Origin of the sequence: Curtobacterium sp. ER1/6, from assembly GCF_001742745.1 — a bacterium.
In the GTDB taxonomy this organism is placed as follows: Bacteria; Actinomycetota; Actinomycetes; order Actinomycetales; family Microbacteriaceae; genus Curtobacterium; species Curtobacterium citri.
On record NZ_MJAK01000001.1, the window covers coordinates 411,982 to 431,211 of the forward strand.

The 19,230-nt window shown below is 72.9% G+C and carries 18 protein-coding genes; 4 read left to right on the plus strand and 14 right to left on the minus strand.

Going from position 1 to position 19,230, the window contains the following annotated elements:
• Positions 1-123: 123 nt before the first annotated feature.
• From ruvB to ybaK, 12 genes are all read right to left on the minus strand, one after another.
• Positions 124-1,152 (minus strand): Holliday junction branch migration DNA helicase RuvB, encoded by a 1,029-nt coding sequence (ruvB, locus tag Cus16_RS01865; RefSeq protein WP_069710904.1) that lies wholly within the window; start codon positions 1,150-1,152, stop codon positions 124-126.
• Positions 1,149-1,769 carry a Holliday junction branch migration protein RuvA gene (gene ruvA / locus Cus16_RS01870; RefSeq protein WP_069710905.1) on the minus strand — a complete coding sequence of 207 codons (621 nt, stop codon included), beginning with the start codon at positions 1,767-1,769 and terminating at the stop codon, positions 1,149-1,151. Before ruvA ends, ruvB begins: the two co-directional genes overlap by 4 nt.
• A gap of 10 nt (positions 1,770-1,779) precedes the next feature.
• Positions 1,780-2,403 (minus strand): crossover junction endodeoxyribonuclease RuvC, encoded by a 624-nt coding sequence (gene ruvC, locus Cus16_RS01875; protein ID WP_069710906.1) that lies wholly within the window; start codon positions 2,401-2,403, stop codon positions 1,780-1,782.
• Positions 2,404-2,406: 3 nt separating this feature from the next.
• Entirely contained in the window at positions 2,407-3,171 is a 765-nt protein-coding gene (locus Cus16_RS01880; protein WP_069710907.1) for a YebC/PmpR family DNA-binding transcriptional regulator, read from the minus strand.
• 162 nt (positions 3,172-3,333) lie between these two features.
• A complete protein-coding gene (pdxT, locus tag Cus16_RS01885; RefSeq protein ID WP_069710908.1) occupies positions 3,334-3,930 on the minus strand; it encodes a pyridoxal 5'-phosphate synthase glutaminase subunit PdxT in 597 nt (198 codons plus the stop codon).
• Positions 3,924-4,844, minus strand: a complete 921-nt coding sequence (pdxS, locus tag Cus16_RS01890; protein WP_069710909.1) for a pyridoxal 5'-phosphate synthase lyase subunit PdxS — start codon at positions 4,842-4,844, stop codon at positions 3,924-3,926. The genes pdxT and pdxS overlap by 7 nt, the downstream gene beginning before the upstream one ends.
• Positions 4,845-4,856: 12 nt before the next feature.
• Entirely contained in the window at positions 4,857-5,495 is a 639-nt protein-coding gene (locus Cus16_RS01895; RefSeq protein WP_083263618.1) for an HIT family protein, read from the minus strand.
• On the minus strand, positions 5,495-7,516 hold the full coding sequence (gene thrS / locus Cus16_RS01900) for a threonine--tRNA ligase (RefSeq protein ID WP_411266593.1): 2,022 nt from the start codon (positions 7,514-7,516) through the stop codon (positions 5,495-5,497). The genes Cus16_RS01895 and thrS overlap by 1 nt, the downstream gene beginning before the upstream one ends.
• Before the next feature lie 61 nt (positions 7,517-7,577).
• Positions 7,578-8,120, minus strand: a complete 543-nt coding sequence (locus Cus16_RS01905; RefSeq protein ID WP_069710910.1) for an adenine phosphoribosyltransferase — start codon at positions 8,118-8,120, stop codon at positions 7,578-7,580.
• A gap of 216 nt (positions 8,121-8,336) precedes the next feature.
• Complete coding sequence (locus Cus16_RS01910; RefSeq protein ID WP_069710911.1) at positions 8,337-8,570, minus strand: hypothetical protein; 234 nt, start codon at positions 8,568-8,570, stop codon at positions 8,337-8,339.
• A gap of 637 nt (positions 8,571-9,207) precedes the next feature.
• The gene (locus Cus16_RS01915) at positions 9,208-11,778 is read right to left on the minus strand and encodes an ATP-dependent Clp protease ATP-binding subunit (RefSeq protein WP_069710912.1); all 2,571 of its coding nucleotides are present in this window, start codon (positions 11,776-11,778) and stop codon (positions 9,208-9,210) included.
• A 120-nt stretch (positions 11,779-11,898) separates the two neighbouring features.
• Positions 11,899-12,384, minus strand: coding sequence for a Cys-tRNA(Pro) deacylase (gene ybaK / locus Cus16_RS01920; protein ID WP_069710913.1), 486 nt, complete (start codon positions 12,382-12,384; stop codon positions 11,899-11,901).
• Between the two features lie 67 nt (positions 12,385-12,451).
• Here ybaK and Cus16_RS01925 point away from each other — a divergent pair, with 67 nt between their 5' ends.
• Positions 12,452-12,742 (plus strand): DUF6412 domain-containing protein, encoded by a 291-nt coding sequence (locus Cus16_RS01925; protein ID WP_069711387.1) that lies wholly within the window; start codon positions 12,452-12,454, stop codon positions 12,740-12,742.
• Between the two features lie 56 nt (positions 12,743-12,798).
• Positions 12,799-13,536, plus strand: a complete 738-nt coding sequence (locus tag Cus16_RS01930) for a YidC/Oxa1 family membrane protein insertase (RefSeq protein WP_069711388.1) — start codon at positions 12,799-12,801, stop codon at positions 13,534-13,536.
• Between the two features lie 24 nt (positions 13,537-13,560).
• Here Cus16_RS01930 and Cus16_RS01935 read toward each other — a convergent pair whose 3' ends face one another.
• On the minus strand, positions 13,561-13,887 hold the full coding sequence (locus Cus16_RS01935) for a hypothetical protein (protein WP_069710914.1): 327 nt from the start codon (positions 13,885-13,887) through the stop codon (positions 13,561-13,563).
• Between the two features lie 125 nt (positions 13,888-14,012).
• Here Cus16_RS01935 and Cus16_RS01940 point away from each other — a divergent pair, with 125 nt between their 5' ends.
• Together Cus16_RS01940 and Cus16_RS01945 are read left to right on the plus strand one after the other, a co-directional pair.
• On the plus strand, positions 14,013-14,897 hold the full coding sequence (locus Cus16_RS01940; protein WP_069710915.1) for a hypothetical protein: 885 nt from the start codon (positions 14,013-14,015) through the stop codon (positions 14,895-14,897).
• Between the two features lie 237 nt (positions 14,898-15,134).
• Positions 15,135-16,496, plus strand: coding sequence for an MFS transporter (locus Cus16_RS01945; protein ID WP_069710916.1), 1,362 nt, complete (start codon positions 15,135-15,137; stop codon positions 16,494-16,496).
• A 385-nt stretch (positions 16,497-16,881) separates the two neighbouring features.
• Here Cus16_RS01945 and Cus16_RS01950 read toward each other — a convergent pair whose 3' ends face one another.
• Entirely contained in the window at positions 16,882-19,167 is a 2,286-nt protein-coding gene (locus tag Cus16_RS01950; protein ID WP_083263621.1) for a beta strand repeat-containing protein, read from the minus strand.
• Positions 19,168-19,230: the final 63 nt, after the last annotated feature.

The window sequence follows — 19,230 nt, forward strand, 5'->3', positions numbered from 1 at the left end:
CTTCGGGCCGTAGCAGTCTAGGGCACGGGTGTGTCCGTGATCGGGCAGGTCACCGTGAGCGTCCTGACCGACTGCGAGGACCGGTCCGGCGAAATACCGTGTACCAGCGTACCGTACGGTCGGTCACTCGTCGAACAGGCCGGGCTGTCCGGCGGTGCCGTCCCCCGGGGTCATGCCGAAGTGCCGCCACGCCTGCGGTGCGGCGATCCGGCCGCGCGGTGTCCGGGTGACGAGGCCGACGCGCACGAGGAACGGCTCGACGACCGACTCGATCGTCTCGGACTCCTCGCCGACGGACACCGCGAGGGTGTTCAGCCCGACCGGTCCGCCGTCGAAGCGCGTCAGCATGGTCTCCACGACGGCGCGGTCGAGGCGGTCGAGGCCGAGGTCGTCGACGTCGTAGAGGTCGAGCGCGCCCTGCACGGCCGCCATGCCGTCCGTCGTGCGGTGCACGAGCGCGAAGTCACGCACCCGTCGCAGCAGGCGGTTCGCGATGCGGGGTGTCCCGCGTGAACGACCCGCGATCTCCCGGAGCGCGGAGCGGTCGATCGCGAGCTCGAGCAGGTGGGCCGCTCGGATGAGGACCTGCTCGAGTTCGTCCTTCTCGTAGAACTCCAGGTGGGCGGTGAACCCGAAGCGGTCGCGGAGCGGGTTCGGCAGGAGGCCGGCACGGGTGGTCGCGCCGACGAGGGTGAACGGTGCGAGGTCGAGCGGGATGCTCGTCGCACCGGCACCCTTGCCGACCATGACGTCGATGCGGAAGTCCTCCATCGCGAGGTAGAGCATCTCCTCCGCCGAACGCGCCATGCGGTGGATCTCGTCGATGAAGAGGACCTCGCCCGGGACGAGCGACGAGAGCACCGCGGCGAGGTCACCGGCGTGCTGGATCGCCGGTCCGCTCGACATGCGCAGCGGACGGCCGGACTCGTGCGCGACGATCATCGCGAGCGTCGTCTTGCCGAGCCCGGGCGGACCGGCCATCAGGATGTGGTCCGGGGTCCGCTCCTGCAGCGCGGCGGCCCGGAGGAGCAGGTCGAGCTGCCCGCGGACCTTCCGCTGCCCGACGAACTCGTCGAGCGACTTCGGGCGGAGCGCCCCCTCGAAGGCGAGTTCCTCCTGCGACTCGGCGCCCGCGGACGTGATGCCGCTCACCGACCGGCTCCGGCCGGACGCAGGGTCCCGAGTGCCGCACGGAGCAGGGCCTGGGTCCCCATCGCAGCCGCACCCGGGTCACCGGCGACGACGGCGTCGACGGCGGACTGCGCCGCGTCCTCGCGCCAGCCGAGCCCGACGAGGGCGGTGACGACGTCGACCGCCGCGGGGTGGGCCGCGCCCGCGCCGGCAGCGGCGGGGAGGGCGGCCTGCTCGAAGGCGACGAGCTTGCCGGAGAGCGCGACCGTGATGAGCTTCGCGGTCTTCGGGCCGATGCCGGAGACCTTGCGGAACGCGGCGTCATCCTCGCTCGCGACGGCGTTCGCGACCTGCGCCGGGTCCATGTGGGCGAGGACGCCGAGCGCGGACTTCGGGCCGACGCCGGAGACGCTGCGGAGCAGGTCGAACACCTGGAGCGCATCGGTCGACTCGAAGCCGAACAGCTGCTGCTCGTCCTCGCGCACGATCATCGCCGTGCGCAGGAAGACCTCGGCGCCGTGCCGAATGGTGAGGGCGTGCGCGGGCGTGACCGTGACGGCGTAGCCCACTCCCCCGACCTCGATCACGACGGCCGATCCGGCGACGTCGATGCAGGTTCCCCGGAGGCTCGCGATCATGCCCACGAGCCTAGGGCCGCCCGCCGACGAAGCCGGACCGCCGCGCGGCCGCAGCCTCGGCGCGCGCGAGGGGCGTGTCGGCGGTGCCTGCCTGCGCGTCGCGCCACGCACGCTGCGCCGGGGTGAGCGTCGCCGGGCCGGGACCGACCCGGTCGGGTGATCCGAGCCTCCAGGCATGGCAAACGGCCAGGGCGAGCGCGTCCGCGGCGTCGGCGGGCTTCGGTGCCTCGTCGAGACCGAGCACGCGCGCGATCATCGTCTGCACCTGCCGCTTGTCCGCGTTGCCGTAGCCGGTGACGGCGGCCTTCACCTCGGACGGCGTGTGCAGACCGACGGGCAGGCCCCGGGCCGCTGCTGCGTGCAGCGCGAGCCCGGAGGCCTGTGCGGTCCCCATCACGGTCCGGACGTTCGCCTGCGCGAACACCCGCTCGACCGCGACGGCGTCCGGACGGTGCTCGTCGATCTCGGCCTCGATGCCCTGCGCGATGCGGAGCAAGCGCTGCTCGAGCGCCATGTCGGCCGGCGTCCGCACGACCGTGACGTGCACCAGCCGGGCCCGCCGGTTCGGTGCGACCTCGACCACGCCGACGCCGCACCGGGTGAGCCCGGGGTCGACCCCGAGCACCCGGAGCACCGGCTAGTCCTCGTCCTCGTCGAGCTCGGCCTGGACGTCCGCGGGGATGTCGAAGTTGGCGTAGACGTTCTGCACGTCGTCGCTGTCCTCGAGCGCGTCGATCAGCTTGAAGACCTTGCGGGCGGTGTCCGCGTCGACCGGGACCTTCACGCCGGGCACGAACTCGGCGTCGGCGGAGTCGTAGTCGATGCCGGCGTCCTGCAGCGCGGTGCGGGCCGCGACGAGGTCGCTCGCCTCGGTGATGACCTCGAAGCCGCCGCCCTGGTCGACGACGTCCTCGACACCCGCGTCGAGGACGGCCGTCATGACGGTGTCCTCGTCGAGCCCGTCGACCTTCGTCACCGAGATGACGCCCTTGCGCGAGAAGTTGTAGGCGACGCTGCCCGGATCGGCCATGGTGCCGCCGTTGCGGGACATCGCCGTCCGGACCTCGGCCGCGGCGCGGTTCTTGTTGTCGGTGAGGCACTCGACGAGCATCGCGACGCCGTTCGGGCCGTAGCCCTCGTACATGATCGTCGTGTACTCGATCGACTCACCGGTCAGGCCGGCGCCGCGCTTGATGGCACGGTCGATGTTGTCGTTCGGCACCGAGGTCTTCTTGGCCTTCTGCACGGCGTCGACCAGGGTCGGGTTCCCCGACAGGTCGGCGCCGCCCATCTTGGCGGCCACCTCGATGTTCTTGATGAGCTTGGCGAACGACTTCGCACGACGCTGGTCGATGACCGCCTTCTTGTGCTTGGTCGTTGCCCACTTGGAATGCCCGGACACGGTGCTCCTTGGTCTCGCTGAAGATCCGGATCAGTCTACCGGCCGGGAGGCGCGGATCGCCTCCGCCCCGCTGCCTCCCGCGAAACGCAACGTCGGCGGCACCGCGCAGCGTGATGCCGCTGCGGGGAACCGCCGACGTTGCGTGTTGCGGGTCGGGAGGACCTAGGCGGAGCGGACCAGGTCGAGGAAGCGCCGGTGGAAGCGGTCCTCGCCGGCGACCTCGGGGTGGAACGCACTCGCGATGACGTTGTCCTGCTGCACCGCGACCACCTGGCCGTCGGACAACGCGCCGAGCACCTGCACCCCGTCGCCGTGCTGCTCGACCACGGGTGCGCGGATGAACACGGCGTGCACTGGCGCGTCGCCGAGCGCCGGCATCGGGATGTCGGTCTCGAACGAGTCGTTCTGGCTGCCGAAGGCGTTCCGGCGCACCGTGGTGTCGAGGACGTCGAGCGTCTGCTGCCCGGGGATGCCCGCGGCGATCCGCGAGGACAGCATGATCATGCCCGCGCACGTGCCGTACGTGGGGAGTCCGCCGCGGATCGCCGCCGACAGCGGTCCGGCCACGCCGAAGGCGCGCGACAGCTTGTCCATGACGCTCGACTCGCCGCCGGGGATGACGACGCCGTCGAGCGCCGCGATCTCCTCCGGCCGCCGGAGCGGCACGACGTCCGCGCCGAGCTCCGTCAGCGAGGCGATGTGCTCGCGGAAGTCACCCTGCAGCGCCAGGACCCCGATGCGGGGCCGGGCGCTCACCAGCCGCGCTCGGCGAGGCGGTGCGGCGCGGGGACGTCGGCGACGTTGATGCCGACCATCGCCTCGCCCAGCCCGCGGGAGACCTCGGCGATGACCTTCGGGTCGTCGTGGAAGGTGACGGCCTTGACGATCGCGGCGGCGCGCTTCGCCGGGTCACCCGACTTGAAGATGCCGGAGCCGACGAACACACCGTCCGCGCCGAGCTGCATCATCATCGCGGCGTCGGCCGGGGTGGCGACACCGCCGGCGGTGAAGAGCACGACCGGGAGCTTGCCCGTCTGCGCGACCTCCTTGACGACGTCGAACGGGGCCTGGAGCTCCTTGGCCGCGACGTAGAGCTCGTCCTCCTTGAGGTACCGCAGCGCCGCGATCTCCTTCGAGATGGTGCGGATGTGCTTCGTGGCCTCGGACACGTCACCCGTGCCGGCCTCGCCCTTGGAACGGATCATGGCCGCGCCCTCGGTGATGCGGCGGAGCGCCTCGCCCAGGTTGGTGGCACCGCAGACGAACGGCGTGGTGAAGTTCCACTTGTCGATGTGGTTCACGTAGTCGGCCGGCGAGAGGACCTCGGACTCGTCGATGTAGTCGACACCGAGCTCCTGCAGGACCTGCGCCTCGACGAAGTGGCCGATGCGGGCCTTCGCCATGACCGGGATCGACACGGCGGCGATGATCTCCTCGATCATCGACGGGTCGGACATGCGGGCGACACCGCCCTGCGCGCGGATGTCGGCGGGGACGCGCTCGAGCGCCATGACGGCGGTCGCACCCGCTTCTTCCGCGATGCGGGCCTGCTCGGCGTCGATGACGTCCATGATGACGCCACCCTTGAGCATCTCCGCGAGGCCGCGCTTGACGCGGTCGGAGCCGGTGATCGAGGTGCCGTTGGTGCCCGGGGTGCTGGTGCTGTCGCTCATGATGCCGACAGTCTAGTCCGCGGCGGGCCAGCCCTCGGCGACGAGTCGACGGGTGTCACCGAGCAGCTGCGACATCGACTTCGTCCGCGCGATGATCGGGAAGAAGTTCGAGTCCGACGCCCACCGCGGCACGATGTGCTGGTGCAGGTGCGCGGCCACGCCGGCACCGGCGACCTCGCCCTGGTTCATCCCGATGTTGAAGCCGTCGCAGTGCGACACCGCCCGCAGGACGCGCATCGCCGTCTGCGTCAGTTCCGCCATCTCGCGGGTCTCCTCCGGCGTCGCCTCGTCGTAGAGCGGGACGTGCCGGTAGGGGCAGACGAGCAGGTGCCCGTTGTTGTACGGGAAGAGGTTGAGCAGCACGTAGGCGTGCACACCGCGGGCGACGATCAGGCCGTCCTCGTCGGACATGCCCGGTGCGGCGCAGAACGGGCAGTCGTCGTCGTGCCCGCGCCCCACTCCTTCCCGACCGGCGTCGATGTACGCCATCCGGTGCGGGTTCCAGAGGCGCTGGAAGGCGTCGGGCACGGCGGCGCCGGTCGCGGCGTCGCGGATCACTAACCGCTCGTCGGCGGGATCGGGGCCGGCCACGTCGACGACGTGACCGGTCCCCGGGACCTGCTCCGGACCTCCCGGCCGTTCCTGGTCCATCAGACCTGCGCGCGGTCGCGGATCGCGGTGAGGATGCGGTCGACCGCCTCGTCCACCGGCACGCCGTTGTCCTGGCGGCCGTCGCGGAAGCGGAACGACACCGCACCGGCGTCGCGGTCGTCCCCGCCCGCGATGAGCTGGAACGGCACCTTGGCCTTGGTGTGCGTGCGGATCTTCTTCTGCATGCGGTCGTCCGAGTGGTCGACCTCGGCGCGGACGCCGTGCGAACGCAGCTTCGCGACGACCTCGTCGAGGTAGTCGCCGTACTCGGCGGCGACCGGGATCGCGACGACCTGCACCGGGGAGAGCCAGGCCGGGAACGCACCCGCGTAGTGCTCGGTGAGGACGCCGAAGAAGCGCTCGATCGAGCCGAACAGGGCACGGTGGATCATCACCGGGCGCTGCCGGGAGCCGTCCGGCGCCGTGTACTCGAGCTCGAAGCGCTCCGGCAGGTTGAAGTCGAGCTGGACGGTCGACATCTGCCACGTGCGGCCGATCGCGTCCCGCGCCTGCACCGAGATCTTCGGGCCGTAGAAGGCTGCGCCCGCGGGGTCCGGGACGAGCTCGAGGCCGGACTCCTCGGCGACCTCGCGCAGGGTGTTCGTCGCGACCTCCCACACGTCGTCGTCGCCGACGTACTTCTCCGGGTCCTTCGTGGAGAGCTCGAGGTAGAAGTCGTCGAGGCCGTAGTCGCGGAGCAGCGACAGCACGAACTGGAGCGTCGTGGTCAGCTCCTCCTTCATCTTCTCCTGCGTGGTGAAGATGTGGGCGTCGTCCTGCGTCATGCCGCGCACGCGGGTCAGGCCGTGGATCACGCCGGACTTCTCGTTGCGGTAGACCGTGCCGAACTCGAACATCCGCAGCGGCAGGTCGCGGTAGGACCGGGCCTGCGAGCGGTACGCCAGGATGTGCATCGGGCAGTTCATCGGCTTGAGGTAGTAGTCCGCCCCCTGCCGGGTGACGTTGCCGTCCTCGTCGCGGGCCTCGTCCATGTGCATGGCCGGGAACATGCCGTCCTTGTACCAGCCGAGGTGACCGGACTGCTCGAACAGGTCGCCCTTGGTGATGTGCGGCGTGTAGACGAAGGAGTAGCCCTCCTGCTCGTGCCGACGGCGCGAGTAGTCCTCCATCTCGCGGCGGATGATGCCGCCCTTCGGGTGGAAGATCGCCAGGCCCGAACCGATCTCGTCCGGGAACGAGAACAGGTCGAGCTCGGCACCGAGCTTGCGGTGGTCGCGCTTCGCAGCCTCTTCGAGACGGAGCTGGTACGCCTTGAGCTGGTCCTTGTCCGGCCACGCGGTGCCGTAGATGCGCTGCAGCTGCGGGTTCTTCTCCGAGCCGCGCCAGTAGGCCGCCGCGACGCGCATGAGCTTCGAGGCGTTGCCGATCCACCGGGTGTGCGGGACGTGCGGGCCGCGGCAGAGGTCCTGCCAGACGATCTCGCCCGACTTCGGGTCGACGTTCTCGTAGACCGTCAGCTCGCCGGCGCCGACCTCGACGCTCTCACCGGAGTCGCCCTCGTCCGCGGCGCCCTTGAGGCCGATGAGCTCCTGCTTGAAGGGCTCCCCCGCCATCCGCTCGCGCGCCTCGTCGTCGGTGACGACGACGCGTCGGAAGCGCTGGGCCTGCCGGATGATCCGGTCCATGCCCTTCTCGATCGCCTTGAGGTCCTCCGGCGTGAACGGCTCGGTGACGTCGAAGTCGTAGTAGAAGCCGTCGGTCACGGGCGGCCCGATGCCGAGCTTGGCGTCCGGGTTGATCTGCTGCACGGCCTGCGCGAGCACGTGCGCGGCCGAGTGGCGGAGGATGTCGAGGCCGTCCTGCTCCTGCAGGGTGACCGCCTCGGCGGTCTCGCCGTCCTGCACCGCCGCGTCGAGGTCCTTCAGGACGCCGCTGACGCGGATCGCGACCACGCCACGCTCGCCGTCGAAGAGCTCGGTGCCCGTCGTGGTCGTCGTCGCGGTGCGGGGCTCGGGTGCCTGGGGCAGGTCTGCGGGCGCTGGTGCGACTGACTCGGTCACGATCGTGGTGCTCCTCGGTTGGTTCAGGGGTGGGTCAAGACTAGTGCGCGGCGGCGGACGCTCAGGCGGGGACGCGGCCGAGTGTGGTGACGGGCAGGCGCGGCTCGAGGCGCTCCCGACCGGCGAGCCCGTCGAGCTCGAGCAGCGACGCGAAGCCGACCGCCTCGTACCCCGCGCGCTCGAGCAGGGTCACCGTCGCGGCAGCGGTGCCGCCGGTCGCGAGGACGTCGTCGACGACGAGCACCCGCGTGCCCTGCGGCAGCTGACCCGGTCGGAGTTCGAGCTCGGCCTCGCCGTACTCGAGCGCGTACTGCTCGCTGAGGACCTCGCCGGGGAGCTTGCCGGCCTTGCGGACGGTCAGCACACCGACCTGGTGCTGCGCGGCGATGCCGCCGGCGAGGGCGAAGCCGCGCGCCTCGATGCCGGCGACGGCCTGGAACCCGCCGCCGATCGCGAACGGCGCCGCGAGGGCCTCGCACACGCGCCCGAAGGCCACGGGGTCCGAGAAGACCGGCGTCACGTCGCGGAAGAGGATGCCCGGCTTCGGGAAGTCCGGGACGACGGCGGTGAGGCGTTCGACGAGTGCAGCTGCGGTTTCGGTCACCGGACAACGGTACGGGAGGCAGGGGTGCGTCGTGCGCACCGTCTCCGGTCCGCGCGTGGTCGGTCCCTCGCCGCGTGGCCGGCCCCGACCGTCGAACCACGGAGACGACGTCGAACCAGGCGGGTGACCTGGTTCGACGTCGGTTCCGTGGTTCGATCATCACCGCGACCAGCGCGACGGTCGCGGGCCGGCGGGCGGGCTCGGCGCTGCGCCGCGTCAGCGCCAGAGGCGCATCGCGGCGCCCCGTGTGAGCCAGTCGAGCTCGCGCTCGTACCGCTCGCGTTCGAGCCGCTGTCGGGTCGCGAGGTCGACCGAGGGGCGGACGTGGTGCGTCCGACGACTCCAGATGATCAGCGACATGCCGATCCGGAGGGCGATGCGGTCGGCGAGCGTGACCCGGCGGCGCACCGCGCGGGTGCCGGGGGGACGGACGTCGGTGTCGTTCGACACGGTGGTGCCTTTCGTGGGTGCCCGAGGGCATGACGGAGAACCCGGCCACCGAGCGCACGAATGCGTCGGGAACGGGTCAGCGAGAACGCCCGGAGAATGCGGGCGAGAATGACCGCAGGGCGCGCAGGAATGCGCACGGCTGCATTGTCGGTGACCGGTTGCGGTCACCGCGTGGAGTCGTCGCGCGAGACGTCAGCCGCTCGCGGTCCGACCTCGGCGCACGCGCACCGTGCCCGGACGGCCGCCGTCAGCAGGACGGGCGACCGTGGACGGCACGGTGTGTGCGGCCCGTCACAGCGGGGCTGTGCGGGCACGACCGGAGCGGCACCACGTCACGGGTGCGACGACCTCGGTCGGTCGAGGGAGGACGGCTGGAGCGGGACGTCCCGCGTCAGTGCGAACGGAGCGGGGTGCCGCCGATCGCACGGATTCCACGGAACGGGTTCATCGCGGTGATCATCATTGTCGGCCCCCTCTCGGTCTCGTACAGCCGGTGATGCTCGTGAACACTATCGGCGTCGGGAATGCGAGCGCAACCCTTTCTTCCCACATTTCTGGAATTGCATCGCAGAACACGCGGACGCAGCACGGCCCCGGTACCGCTGGGGCACCGGGGCCGTGCTGCGCGTGGTCGTGGCTAGACCGTTGCCGGGGTGGTCGCGCGGGCGACGAGCCCGCCGTCCTCGACGTCGATCCGGACGGTGTCACCGTCGTGCGCCTGCTCATCCACCACCAGGGTCGCGATGCGGTCGTCGACCTCGCGCTGGATCAGCCGCCGGAGCGGGCGGGCGCCGTACTCCGGCTCGTAGCCGTGCTCGGCGAGCCAGTCGGTCGCGGCGTCCGACACCGACAGGGTCATGCCCTGCGCGAGGAGCCGGAGCGCGGTGTCCTGCAGCAGCAGGTCGACGATCGACCGGAGCTGTCCGCGCTCGAGCTTGCGGAAGAGCACGATGTCGTCGATCCGGTTGATGAACTCCGGACGCATCGACTCGCGCAGCCGGCCCATGACACGGGCGCGCAGGTCGTCCTCGGAGTAGCCGCCGTCCGCCGATGCCGAGAACCCGAGGGCCCCGAAGCGGGACGCGAGGAACTCCGACCCGATGTTCGACGTCATGATGACGACCGTGTTGCGGAAGTCGACCGTGCGCCCCTGCCCGTCGGTGAGCCGTCCGTCGTCGAGCACCTGCAGCAGCAGGTTGAAGACGTCGGGGTGCGCCTTCTCGACCTCGTCGAGCAGGATCACCGAGTACGGGTTGCGACGGACGCGCTCGGTGAGCTGCCCGGCCTCGTCGTAGCCGACGTACCCGGGAGGGGCACCGACCAGGCGGGACACGGTGTGCCGCTCGCCGAACTCGCTCATGTCGAAGCGGAGCATGGCGGACTCGTCGCCGAACAGCGACCCGGCGAGGGCCTTCGCGAGCTCGGTCTTGCCGACGCCCGTCGGGCCGAGGAACAGGAAGCTGCCGACCGGGCGACGCGGGTCGCCCATGCCGGTCCGGCTGCGCCGGACTGCGGTCGCGACGGCGCGCACGGCGTCGTCCTGGCCGACGACGCGCTCGTGGAGCTCGTCCTCGAGGGAGGCGAGCCGGGAGCGGTCGCCCTGCGTCAGGCGCGTCGCGGGGATGCCGGTGGCGCGGGACACCACCTCGGCGATGTCGGTCTCCGTGATCGTGCGGTCGGCGGGGGTCGGACGGGAGGCGCTGCTCCCGTCACCCGAGGAGGCTGCGGTGATCCGCGCCTCCAGGCCGTCGATCTCGTCGCGCAGGCGCGACGCCTCCTCGTACCGCTCGTCGGCCACCGCGCGGTCCTTGTCGGCCTGCAGCTCGGCGACCTGGCCGCGGAGCGCCTCGGTGTCGACGTCGCCCGACAGGGCGAGGCGACGACGGGCGCCGGCCTGGTCGACGAGGTCGATGGCCTTGTCCGGCAGGTGCCGGTCCGTGACGTAGCGGTGCGAGAGCTCGACCGCGGCGCGCAGGGCCTCGGGCGTGTACTCGACGTCGTGGTGCTCGGCGTACCGAGGGGCGAGTCCACCGAGGATCGCGACGGCGTCCTCGACGCCCGGCTCCCCCACCGTGACCGGCTGGAAGCGACGCTCGAGCGCGGCGTCCTTCTCGATGCGCCGGTACTCGTTGAGGGTCGTCGCGCCGACCAGGTGCAGGTCGCCGCGGGCCAGCCGGGGCTTGAGGATGTTGCCGGCGTCCATCGAGCCGCCCTCGCCGCCGCCCGCACCGACGACCGTGTGGAGCTCGTCGACGAACACGATGAGCTCGTCGGCGTGTGCCGCGATCTCGTCCATCGCCTTCGTCAGGCGCTCCTCGAAGTCACCGCGGTAGCGGGTGCCGGCGAGCATGCCGGGCAGGTCGAGGGCGACCACGCGCTTGCCCTGCAGGAGGACGGGCACGTCGCCGTCGGCGATGCGCTGCGCGAGGCCCTCGACGATGGCGGTCTTGCCGACACCGGGCTCACCGATGAGGACGGGGTTGTTCTTCGTGCGACGGAGCAGGATCTCGACCGTCTGCTCGATCTCGTCGGCACGGCCGATCACCGGGTCGATGCGGCCGTCGCGGGCGCGCTCGGTGAGGTCGGTGCCGAACTGGTCGAGCGTCGGGGTGTCGCTCTCGGTCGTCGTGGTGTCGGGCATCGGGCGCCCCTCTCGTGCTGCTGCCGCGGCCTGCTGGGCAAAGTCCTGCACGGCCTGCGGGGTGACACCGGCACTCGCGAGCAGCTGCCCGGCGACGGTGTCCTGGTCGGTGACGAGCGCGAAGAAGACGTGCTCGGGGTCGGTGTAGGTGCTGCCGAAGCCCTTGGCGGCCTGGGTCGCCTCGAGCAGGATCCGCTGCGCGGTCCCGGTCAGCGTCGGGCGCCCCTCGACGGGTTCGTCGGCCGGGGCGGGCAGGCGCTCCTCGACCTCGGCGGCGAAGCGCTCGGGGTCGACGCCGGCGTGGCGGAGCACCGCGGCGAAGGGGTCGCCGCCCACGAGCACGTGCAGGACGTGCAGGGCGTCGATCTCACGCTGCCCCTGCGACGCCGCGTACTCGGCGGTGCGCTGGAGCAGGTCGTGCGTGCGGCGGCTGAGCAGCCGCGTGATGTCGACCGGTCGCCCGAACGGTACGGACCGCTGGGCGCCGGACTGCTGTGCCGCGAGCAGGCGGGCGAGGAACGCGTCGAACGCGTCGCTGCTGCCGGTCGGGCCGAACGTCTCTGGCAACGGGACCTCCTGGGGAACTTGAGTGCCTTCGACTCAATGCAACGCAGGGGGCTCCGGGTCATTCCCGGGAGGTGGAAGAAGTTGCGTCGGCTCGACTCATGTCCGCGCTCGGGTCCCAGTTCAGGTCCGGGCGATGGCCGCGGTCGAGGCGTCGGTGACGCGGACGAGGTCGGTCGGAGCGACCTCGATGTCGAACCCGCGGCGGCCACCCGAGACGAAGATACTCGGGTAGGTCAGCGCCGACTCGTCGACGACCGTGCGGAGCGGGGTCTTCTGTCCGACCGGACTGATCCCGCCGACGACGTACCCGGTCCGCTTCTCGGCGAGGGCCGGCTGCGCCAGCGTCGCCTTCTTGCCGCCCAGGGCTGCGGCGATCGCCTTGAGGTCGAGACGGTTCGCGACGGGGACGACCGCGACCGCGAGCTGCCCGTCGACCGAGACCACGAGGGTCTTGAAGACCTGCTCCTCGCGGAGGCCGAGCGCCGCGGCTGCTTCCTCGCCGAAGTTCGTCGCCGTCTCGTGGTGCTCGTAGACGTGCGGCGTGAACGGGATCCCCGCCCGCTCGAGGGCGAGGGTCGCTGGGGTGCTCGGCGATCCTGCGGTCATGCCTGTGATCCTGCCCGTCCACACCCGACGGTCCGTCGCGGCACGCGGGCGTTACGCTGAACCGACCATGACCGTCGTCGAGCTCCTGCTGCGTGCCGTCGCCGCGCTCCAGCTCGGTGACGCCTCGGTGGCCTCCCCCGCGCCGCTGCTCGCCGTCGCCGCCCTCGGCCTGGCGGCGGTGGCCGTGACGGTCCTCGTCGTCCGCGTGCTCGCCACGGTGCTCGGGCTCGACGTCGACCCGACCGCCGACGGCCGGACGGGGGAGGCCGTCGAACGGCCGACGCGGATCGGGTGGCGGCACCCGGACGCCGACGGTCACGTGCGGTCGCGAGCGCCGGGCGCGGTGACGCCGGCCTGACCACCCGCGGGTGGCCAGGTCACGTGATCGCGTACCCCTCCACCGAACGGATCGTCATGGACGTCACCACCCTGCCCGTCGTCGGGAGCCTGCTGCACGCCGGCGCCGACCTGCTCACCGTCCTCACCGACGGGCTCGCGCCCGTCGCGGGGGCCGCCGCGGCCGCACTCGCGGTCGTCCTCGTCACGCTCGCCGTCCGCACGGCGCTCGTCCCGCTCGCCGTGCTGCAGGTGCGGGCCGAACGGGACCGCCGTCGCCTCGCGCCGCAGATCGCAGCACTCCGCCGTCGGTACGGCAGCGACACGCGTCGACTCCAGGAGGCGCTGCAGCGGCTGTACACGTCGGAGCACGTCTCGCCGCTCGCCGGCTGCCTGCCGGTGCTCGCGCAGGCTCCGGTCCTGTCGCTCGTCTACACGCTCTTCACCCACGCGTCCGTCGCAGGCGTCGCGAACACCCTGCTCGACGCCACCCTCGTCGGCATCCCGCTCGGACACACGCTCCTCGCGGTGCTGGCGGGGCCGCTCTGGACGCACGCCTGGGTCGTGCTCGTGCTGCTCGGCGTGCTCGCCGTCACCGTCGAGCTGTCGCGGCGTGCCGGTTCCCGATGGAACCCCGTGGACGCACCGGCACCCGGGACGCCCGGCGGCGGGACCGCGGCGGCCGTGGCGCGGTGGGTGCCGTTCGTCTCCGTCGCCTTCGCCGCGGTGGTCCCGCTCGCCGCGACGCTGTACGTCGTCACGAGTGCGGTGTGGACGCTCGGCGAGCGGGCCGTGCTGCGGCGACTGGTGCGCTGAGGTCGGTCGGTGCCGCCAGGGGGCCTAGCCGCCCTGGCCCTCCTGCTGCGGGCCCTGGTCGACCGGGTCGTACTCCGACCCGCGGCCCTGCTCCTCGTCGGGCGTCGGCACGTGGCGCTCGGTGCCGCTCCCCCCGGGGCTCGTCGCGACGTAGTCGGCCTCACCGGACTGGGTGTCGTGGCTGAGCGCCTCGAGGGTCTCCGGGTCGGCGTCGTGCCGGACGGCGTCGTGCCGTTTCCCGTCGGGCCGTCCCTCGTCGGGCCGTTCGGCGTCGGGCCCGCCGTGCCGGTCCGTCGTGGGCGGGGTCGTCGGCACGTCGGTGGCGGACGCGGGGTCACGGTCGGGGCTCATGGGTCCCGTCTACCCCCTCGAACTGGGCGGGTGCGCGGACCGGCCGGAGCCCGCACCGGGGCGGACGGCGCTGCGCCTCGGTGGGAACATGGGCGACGTCCGGTGCGTCCGGACCGGGAGTGCGCATGGCAGACGACGACGTCACCGCGGAACGGGCACGACTCGAGGCGCTCGCGTGGGGTGCCGGGTCGTCGGCCGAGGCCGCCGCTCGGGCGCGGGCCGCGCTCCGGGACCTCGACGCGCGACAGGACCACGACGCGCGACCAGGACAGGACATGCGACCGGACCGCGACGGCCGGCCGGAGCCCGACGCACGTCTGCACCGCGACACCCGACCCGACCCCGGCACGCACCAGGGGTCCGACGGCGGCGCGGCAAGGACGACGACGGGAGCCGAGCCGGCGGGACGGACCGACACCGCCGGTACCGAGCCGGGGAACGACGGGGGCGCGGTGGACGACGGGGGCGGGGCGGGCCTCCCGGCCGGACCGACGACCTGGCGGACACGAGCCCGCTCACTGCTCTGGACCGCGCGCCCGCGCGCCTGGATCGCACTCGGCGCCGCGGCCGTGCTCGGCCTGACGTTCGCCGCCGGGACGCTCGTCGGCACCTCGCACGACCAGCCCGCCGCCGCGCCGAGCACGACGCCGAGTGCCGGGACGGTCACGCTCGAGGAGCTCCTCGACATCCCGCAGACGTACGCCGACCAGCTGCCGGGTCCGGTCGAGGCGCCGGTGAGCCTGCGGAGCACGCGGCTCGTGTTCACGAACCGGGCGCTCGACGGCAGCTCGTTCGAGACGCCCTGGAACGTCTGGGCCGGCGTCGGCACCGACCGCGAGACCATCTGCCTGGTGGCGACCGCGAACCGCCTCGAGTCGACCACCGCCTGCTACCCGCGCGAGGACGCCCTGCACGGGAACGTCTCGCTCTCGGCGCAGTCGATGAGCGGCACACTGACCGTCACCCTGCGGGGCGGCGGCGTCCAGGGCACCGTGACGAACGAGAACTGACCGGGGAAAGCCCGCTCCTGTAGTGCGTTGGAGCGCTCCTGTGACTTTCCGCGGGGGTCTCGCGCGATCCGGATGCAGCGTGCAACACTGGAGGAGCGCACTCGCCGTGGAGTCGTCCCACAACACCACGTCCGGGTCGATCGACCCGGACGACGAACCGCGAGCGCGCCCCGCACCCCCACCGTCAGGACGGTGAGCTGCTGCGTGCTCCGGTGTCCCCCGGAGGAGGTCAGCAGCGTGTCCACCAACACCACCACCTCGGCCGTGTCGACGCACACGAGGCCGATCACCGTCACCAGCCGGTCCGTCGTCGGCATCGCCGTGCTCGGTCTCGCGACGTTCTTCGCGATCACGACCGAGCTCATGCCCGTCGGCCTGCTCGGCACCATGAGCCGTGACCTCGGCGTCTCCGAGTCCACCATGGGCGTCGTCGTGACCGTGTACGCGGCGGCCGTTGCGGTCCTCGCGCTGCCGCTCACCGCGTTCACCGCGCGGCTCCCCCGCAAGGCGGTGCTCGTCGCCACCCTGGTCGGCTACGCGGTGTCGAACGTGATGGTCGCGCTCGCCCCGACCTTCGCAGTCGTCTGCGCCGGCCGCGTCGTCGGCGGTGTCGCACACGCGCTGTTCTTCTCGGTCGCGTCGGCCTACGCGACCCGCATCGTGCCGCCACGGCTGGCCGGCCGGGCGATCGCCTTCGTCTACTCCGGCAGCTCGCTCGGCTTCGTCCTCGGGGTGCCCCTGGCGACCTGGGTCGCGCAGAGCACCGGTTGGCGGCCGGCCGTCGGTGGGGTCGCACTCGCCGCCGCGGCGCTCGCCGTGGTCGCCGTGGCGTTCCTGCCGAGCGTCGGCGGGAGCGCGTCGCCGCACATCGGTTCGCCGCGGGCGTGGGCACGCACCGGCCTGCTGGCCGTCGTGGTCGCCGACCTGCTGCTCTTCGCCGGCCACTACGTCGTCTACACGTACATCGGCCCCTACGCGATCGACGCCGGGCTCGACGCCGGCATGGTCAGCGGCGCACTCCTCGTGCTCGGTGGCACCGGGGTCGTCGGGCTCTGGCTCGCCGGGGTCTTCGTCGACCGTGCACCGCGGCAGACGCTCGTCGCCGCCGTCGCCGTGATGGCGGGGGCCTTCGCCGTGCTGCCGTTCGTCCACGGCTCCCTGCTCGGCACCATGGCGGTCGCCGGCGTGTGGATGGCCGCGAACGGGACGACCGGGACGCTCTTCATGGCGGCGGCCATCCGGACCGGGGGCGTCTCCCCCGACATCGCCGGCGCGCTCGTCAACGGCGCCTCGAACATCGGGATCGCCGGCGGTGCGGCGATCGGCGGCCAGGCGCTCGGCGTCGTCGGGCTGCAGTACCTGCCGTTCGCGGGCGCCGTCGTGCTCGTGGGGTCGCTCGGCGTCGTGCTCGTGGCCCGTCGCGGCTTCCCGGTCCACACGCACACGCAGGAGCACCTGTCGACGTCGTCGATCGAGGCGATCACGTCGTCGCTCGCGGTGGTCACCACCTCGGTGCCGGTGGTCAGCCGGGCGATCCAGACGCTGACCGGGTCGGTCGCCGTGTCCACGGGGTCGGTGCGCACGCGTCGCCAGCGCTGAGGCACGTCCGGCGCGCGACGTGCGGGCGTGCGGGTGCGCGGCGGACGGGTGTCGACTCGCCCGGGTGCCGGTCGTCGAGGTTCCACGATCCCGGGACCTCGGCGCGGACGACCCGGCTCCTCGGGACCCGGGGCTTCGCTGCCGGCGAGTCCCGGGACCTCGACGGCGCGCGGCGGGCGGGTCGTGCGGGCCCTGTCGGGCCAGGTGACGCCGGCCGGGAGGCTCGGGGCGGCTCCGGCGGTGCGCCCCGCCTGGTCACGGCACGGACCGGGAGGCTCGGCGCGGTCCCGGTGGGGTGCGGTCCGGGGGCGCGGGCTCGCGGTGCCGCCACGACGCGGACGGGCGGGCCGGCAGTGCGCCGACCCGCCCCGCCCCCGTCGCCGGGTCAGTCCTGCAGGTGCGTCGTGCGGCGACGGTTGCGCACGGCCCGGAACGTCAGCAGACCGCCGCCCAGCAGGACGAACGCACCCGCGGCGATCAGCCCCGGCGTGAGCTCGGCACCGGTGAACGCGAGCGCACCGCCCGTCCCGGTGCCACCCGCGATGCCGACCGGCGCGGTCGTCGGCCCGGTGCCCGGCCCGACCGGTGCGGTCGGAGCGGGCGTCAGCTGCGTGGTCGGCGGTACGGCCACGGCGGGCAGCGCGATCGCCAGCGGTGTCGGGGTCGCACCGACGGCGGCCGTGGTCACGGCCACGGGCTCGCTGGAGCGGTCCTCGACGGTCGCGACCACCGAGTAGGCGGTGCTCGGGCGCAGGCCGGTCAGGTCGAACGCGCCGTCCGCGTCCGTCGTGGCCCCGACGGGGCTGCCGTCGGCCGGGTCGACGGGCGTCGCGACGACCTCGGCTCCGCCTACGGCCGCGCCGTCGGCGTCCGTCACGGTGCCGGGCTGCTCCACGGTCGGCAGCGGCAGGACGAACGCGACCGGCGTCGGTGCGGCTCCGGGCCCGGCCGAGGTGACGGTCTGGGGGTCCGCTCCGTCGACCGTCAGCACGTAGGGCGTCGCGGGCGTCAACCCGACGAGGTCGAACGACCCGTCGGCACCCGTGCTGCCCTGGACGTCGGCACCGGCACCCGCATCGACCGGGCGGGCGGTGACGGTCGTCCCGGCGACCGGCGTGCCGTCGGTGTACGTCACCGTCCCCGTCTGCGACACGGTCTGCGGGACCGGTGCGACGAAGGGGAAGTCCGCCGTGACCGTGCCGTCGGCCGGGACCGTGACGGCGACCTCGGTCGGTCCCGTGGCCCCCGTCACCGGAGCGACGGTGCGGACCGTGTAGCTCCCCGGACGCAGGCGGAGGTCGTACGAGCCGTCCGCCGCGGTCTCGACCGTCACGACGACCTGGTCGCCCTGCACGAGTTCGATCGTCACGGGCGAGGTCGGTGCCGTGCCGTCGAGCGTCACGCGACCGCTCACCGTCCCCAGCGGTGCCCGGACGACGATCGGCGGCACGGTCGCCGACGGAGCCCCGTCCGCGCCCGTGGTCGCGGTCACCGGCGTCGCGCCGGCGGTGGTGGCGCTGATCGCCGTCCCCGCGGGCAGGCCGGAGGCGCTCCACCGGCCGTCGCCGTCGCTGACCACCTCGGCCAGGACCGTGCCCGTCGCCGGGTCGGTCACCGTGACGGTGGCGTCGGCGACCGGGAGGCCGTCCTCGTCCACCACGGTGCCGTCGGCCCCGACCGTGCCGGGAGGCGTGCTGAAGGCGAAGTCGGCGCCGGTGACGTCGCTGCGCAGGGACACGGCGGCCGGTGCCCGGTCGACCGCCGCGTTGCCGGGCGTGGCGATCGACACCCGGTAGCCGTCGGCCTGCGTCAGGGCGTCGAACGAGTACGCGCCGTCGGCGTCGGTCGTGGTGGTGTACTCGGTGCCGTTCGGTGCGGTCGCGGTCACCAGGGTCCCGGGCAGTGCCGCACCGTCGAGGGTCGCGACGCCGGACAGGGACGAGGTGCGGTTCGCGAACCAGGTCTGGTAGACGGGGAACCCGCTCCGCTGCTGGTACGTGATCGTCAGGGTACCGAGCGAGGCGGTCGGCGTGAACCACGCGGTGGCTCCGGCCGTGTCGCTCGCCGTCGGGTTGCCGACGAGGACGCCGGTCGTCGCGTTCCACGTCGGGACGTCCCGCCCGGTGGTGCCGTCGCCGTCCGCGTCGCAGGACCAGCCGCCCGGCGAGCCCGCGGTACACGAGTTGTACGCTCCGGCGAAGCCCAGCTGCGCGACCGAGGCGGGGGTGCCGTCCGCGAGCGTCGCCGTGATGGTGGCCTGGTCGGCGTCGATGTCGCCCAGCACGAACGACCACCCGCCGGCGCCCGGAGTGCCACCCGCGAAGGTGTAGGTGGTGACGGCGGGGCTGGTCGCGTTGTCCGTGTCGGGTCGCTGGTTGATGTACGAGTTCCCCCGGCTGCTGCCGTACACGGCTCCGGGCGGCGTCGAGGGCCCCTGCCAGGTCGACGCGCCGGAGACCACCTGCGTCTGACGCGAGGTCGACGTGAACGTGGTCTCCGGGAAGCCCGGCAGCGCGACGGCTCCGCTGTAGGCGCGGGCGGACCCGGCGACGGTGAAGACGCCCCAGTGCCCCGCGGTCGCGGCGGAGGCGCTCGTCACGCCGCTCACCGCCAGCCCGGCCCCGAGGACGACGGCGATGCCGCCGGCGGTGATGGTGCGCAATCCGCGCATGTGTGCTCCCCTGTGTCGGCGCCACCTGTCCTTGACGCTTCCTCAGGCTATCCGTGTCCCGCG